This is a genomic window from Leptolyngbya sp. FACHB-711 (assembly GCF_014695615.1).
Classification (GTDB): domain Bacteria; phylum Cyanobacteriota; class Cyanobacteriia; order Elainellales; family Elainellaceae; genus Leptolyngbya_A.
In genome coordinates, this window is record NZ_JACJOR010000223.1 from 1 (window position 1) to 2,826 (window position 2,826).

The 2,826-nt window shown below is 50.9% G+C and carries 3 protein-coding genes; 2 read left to right on the forward strand and 1 reads right to left on the reverse strand.

Features of this window, described 5'->3' with window-relative positions:
- The coding region (locus H6F80_RS08555; protein ID WP_190791154.1) for a RelA/SpoT family protein at positions 1-998 on the reverse strand (998 nt) is incomplete at its 3' end.
- A gap of 519 nt (positions 999-1,517) precedes the next feature.
- Between H6F80_RS08555 and patD the strand changes: the two genes are divergently transcribed.
- Both patD and pyrE read left to right on the forward strand, forming a co-directional pair.
- Positions 1,518-1,883 carry a heterocyst frequency control protein PatD gene (patD, locus tag H6F80_RS08560; RefSeq protein WP_190791155.1) on the forward strand — a complete coding sequence of 122 codons (366 nt, stop codon included), beginning with the start codon at positions 1,518-1,520 and terminating at the stop codon, positions 1,881-1,883.
- A gap of 202 nt (positions 1,884-2,085) precedes the next feature.
- On the forward strand, positions 2,086-2,706 hold the full coding sequence (pyrE, locus tag H6F80_RS08565; RefSeq protein WP_190791156.1) for an orotate phosphoribosyltransferase: 621 nt from the start codon (positions 2,086-2,088) through the stop codon (positions 2,704-2,706).
- Positions 2,707-2,826 lie beyond the last annotated feature (120 nt).

The following is a 2,826-nucleotide window of genomic DNA, read 5'->3' on the forward strand; positions in this document are numbered from 1 at the left end:
AGGACTACCGTGTGCAGCGACTGGTAGCGGTTGGGCTTAGGCAAACCAATATAGTCCTTGAAGCGACCGGGAATCGGACAAAAGGCATCATGCACTACTGCCAAGGCACGATAGCATTCATCGTTGGTTCCCACGATTACCCGCACTGCCGCGATATCGTAGATTTCCTCAAAGCTTTTTTGCTGTCGCTGCATCTTTTGATAAATGCCGTACAGGTGCTTTGGGCGACCGCTGATGTCATAGCAGTGAATTCCAAGCTGATCAAGCCGCTCCCGCAGGGTTTCTGCCACTTTTTCCAGTCGGGCTTCGCGATCAGTTCGTTTATCAGAAATCAATTGCTTGATCTGCTGGTATGCCTCCGGCTCCAGATATTTAAACGACAGATCCTCCAATTCCCACTTAAACCGTCCAATCCCCAAGCGGTTCGCTAACGGCGCAAAAATTTCTCGTGTTTCCAGGGCAATGCGCCTCCGCTTATCGTCAGTCAAGTGTTCTAGCGTTCTCATGTTGTGCAGGCGATCGGCAAGCTTGACCACGATCACGCGAATATCCTGAGCCATCGCCAGGAACATCCGCCGGAAGTTTTCTGCCTGCCGCTCCGTCTTACTGGAGAAATTAAACTTAGAAAGCTTGGTGACGCCTTCCACGAGCCGCCGCACTTCTGCGCCAAATCGCCGCTCTAGCTCTTCGCCCGTGACATCCGTATCCTCGATAATGTCATGCAGAAACCCTGCCGCTATCATCGGCGCACTGCCCCCCAGATCACGCAGTAATCCCGCAACGGCGACCGGATGGGCAATGTAAGGTTCTCCCGAAGCCCGCTTTTGCCCCTGATGTAGACAGTAGGCAAACTCAAATGCCTGACAAACAAGCGAAATATCATTGGGCGTGGGAGTGGGTTCAGCACAGGCAAGGGGCGATTGATGCTCGGTCAAACAATCCTCAAGCCAGTTGGGTAAAGCAATATCAGTGGGAAGCGTGGCGATGGCTACATTCATAGGTTAAGCCCTGAGTGCGGGTAAAGGGGCTAAGGGTGGATGATTGCGTAATTTTACGCCATCGTACCCAATTTGAAATAAGGTGGGTTGCTGAAGCAGAATATTGCTCCAACGTGCTTGCTCAAACTGAGAAACTGACCGATCGTGGCAAGTCGCTAATGAAACGACCAGCGATCGACAATTTGTTTTGAGGTCTGTCAAAAGATTGTTAAGGAAAAATATTAAACTGCCCACCCCAAGTTTACAAATCGCTGTAATCGGGGCTACAGCTAATGACTTAAAGCAATGACTTGATCAAAGACTTGATCATGGACTGCAACAAGCCGCTGATACAGATTGCTAAACCAGTACGGCAGGTGGAAACGGGAAAGGAGTCTATCTCTTACTCTTAAGGATAAGAGGAAATTGATAAAGAAGCGACCAGGAAGCTTAACACTACTTTAACCTATTAAGGTGCATACTGCGACACATTTTACTTCTATCCAAAGAAGGGCATCCTCACCGAAACGACAAAACCGAATGTTAACTGAACAATACCGTCAACCTTTTCTCGCTTTACAGGCATCAATCGATCGCTTGATCGACCTAACTAATGAGGGAGAACTCACCACTGCCGAAGTCGAAGCTGCACAGCAAATCTTTCATCAACAGATCTTGCCCCTGGATCTGGATGCCCTCAACCCGCCGATCGCCACTAAGCTTCAGTCAATCCAAACCGAGATTGCCAAGCAGTTTCGCCTGCTCTCAACGGATGTTTTGTTTCTGAAGGCGGCTCGACAGCCTTCGACCGCAAGCCAGCGACAGAAGCAGATTGGCGATCGGTTGACACTCTTGAGGCAATACTGCGAGGTCGTGCTGGGACAATCCACTGGAACGGACGGTTGAATGGAACGGACATGAAGGGATGAGTTTGATAGCGTTGGTGCCCCCTCAGGAGGCCAATTCTCTAGGGAACTTTGAGATTTGGGAATTTCTAAGCTGTGAAAGATTGGGGGCGAGTTCAGACTGGGATTAAGCAATGCTGTACGAGGCAAATGTGTGGGACAGTAAATAAGCAATCTCTCAACCAGTCACGTTAAATCTATCAATGAGCGAATCGACGATCGCCTCTTCCGAAGCCATTACCCTGGTCACGCAAGCAGACCTGCCCGAACTCAAGCAATATTTGCTGGATTTGTTCTGTGACTTTGCTTATCGTGAAGGCGACTTTGTGCTGTCTTCCGGGCAACGCAGCGAGTATTACATCAACGGCAAGCAGGTGACGCTGCATCCGCTGGGGGGCGTGGCAGTGGGTCGGGTCGTGCTGTCGATGCTGCCGCCGGAAACGATCGCCGTAGCCGGACTGACCCTGGGAGCTGATCCGATCGTGTCGGCAACGAGTGTAGCAGCCGCCTATGCCGGACGATCGATCGCGCCACTCATTGTTCGCAAGGAAGCTAAAGGACACGGGACCCAGGCATACATTGAAGGATTGCCCCTGCCAGAAGGAAGCCCGGTTGTGGTGTTAGAAGATGTGGTCACAACTGGACAATCGGCACTGAAAGCAGTCGATCGGCTTCGGCAAGCGAGCTATCAGGTCACGCAGGTAATTTCGTTGGTCGATCGGCATCAGGGTGGCGCGGAACTTTATCAGCAGCAGCAGCTCGACTTTCAAACCATCTTCTCCATTCAGGACATCAAGCAGCACTGGGCAAAGCGACAAGCCTGATTCAGGTTGATTCTCAGGGCAGATTTCAGGCCACAAAAACTAGTGAATTTGCGGAGGGAACTTCAAAATTCGATCGGGCATTCTAGCAGGCATACCAACCCTGCCCGCACTGAGTGTTCA

What these genes read in the sequence shown, in the direction of transcription:
- patD (WP_190791155.1), top strand. Translation starts at nt 1,518, where the DNA reads ATGTTAACTGAACAATACCGTCAACCTTTTCTCGCTTTACAGGCATCA.
- pyrE (WP_190791156.1), top strand. Translation starts at nt 2,086, where the DNA reads ATGAGCGAATCGACGATCGCCTCTTCCGAAGCCATTACCCTGGTCACG.